This is a genomic window from Streptomyces sp. WAC05374 (assembly GCF_004353505.1).
Taxonomy (GTDB): domain Bacteria; phylum Actinomycetota; class Actinomycetes; order Streptomycetales; family Streptomycetaceae; genus Streptomyces.
On the sequence record NZ_SMNQ01000036.1, the window covers coordinates 1 to 1,142 of the forward strand.

General features: G+C 71.5%; 1 protein-coding gene. It reads right to left on the minus strand.

Annotated features, from left to right (window positions below; translation table 11 throughout):
* Positions 1 to 412: 412 nt before the first annotated feature.
* Entirely contained in the window at positions 413 to 754 is a 342-nt protein-coding gene (locus E2B92_RS34200) for a transposase (protein WP_327437521.1), read from the minus strand.
* Between the last annotated feature and the right edge of the window lie 388 nt (positions 755 to 1,142).

Below are 1,142 nucleotides of genomic sequence, written 5' to 3' on the forward strand. Positions count from 1 at the left end.
TCAGGACCAGCCCGCTCCGCGGGCGGCTGGCAGCGGAGATGGGTGCGTGCTCTGGTCGGCTCCGGGCCTAGGGTTCCCGGGGCTGGCTGGGAGGAGGCTGAACAACATGCGGCTTACCCGTGATGTGGCGGATGACGAAGCTTGCTGTCAGCCGGGGGCCGAGCAGTCTTGAAGCATGCGAGAGATGAACCCGACCCCCGGGGTTGCTTCATTCTTAGTTTCAGATTGTCTCTGGAAGGGATGGGTTGCATCACTGGCGGCTCGCTGTGCGCGCGTCGATCAGTGAAACTGCACGGCGTTTGGCGGATATGAGCAGGCGACGGGTCCATGGCGTTGCGCTGTCTTGCTACTGGGACAGGTCCGAGAGGTGTGCCTCGGTGACCTCCTCCCCCGCCGGACCGAGCCCGGCAAGTCACCGACCCACCCATCGCCCGGCCGGGAGACGGTCTCGCTCCAGTGCCTCGCGCAGTGGTGTGCGGGCCGGGGGGCCATGGTCGACGACGGTCGGGCGGCTGCTCATGAGCATGGTCTTGGACCACAGCACCATGGCCTCGTGCTTGGCGGGCAGCGTTTCGTAGTCGCGCACCAGGCGGCGCGAGCGCATCAGCCAGCTCAGCGTTCTCTCCACCACCCACCTGCGCGGCAGCACCACGAACCCGCTGGTGTCGTCGGTGCGTTTGACGACCTCATGCCGAGGCAGTCCACCACCAGGTGCCGCTCGCGGCCGCCGCCCACCTTCTTCCCGCCATCCCACCCGGACGTCGAGCGCGGGATGTTCGCTGCTGCGCGCAGTGACCGAGAGGCCACGATGGCAGCCGTCGGGTCCGGCGAACGGCCTGCCTTCTGGCGGACCTTGTCGTGCAGCCGGTCGTGGAGTACGGCAAGCAGGCCCGTCACCTGCCAGCGTCGGGCGAACGCGTGAACTCGCCGGTACGGCGGGAAATCACCGGGCAGGGTGACCCGCTTGCCGCCGTTGTCGACGACGGAGCGGCCCCCCTCCCGCCCCCCGCGGGGGCCATAGCCCCCCCGCCGGCCCCCCCCCCCCCCCCCCCCCCCCCAACCCAGCCGGGGCCCGCGGGCGCGGCCCGGGCGGCCCCCCCCCCCCCCCGGACCGCCCCGGCCCCGGCCCCCCCGCCGCGCAG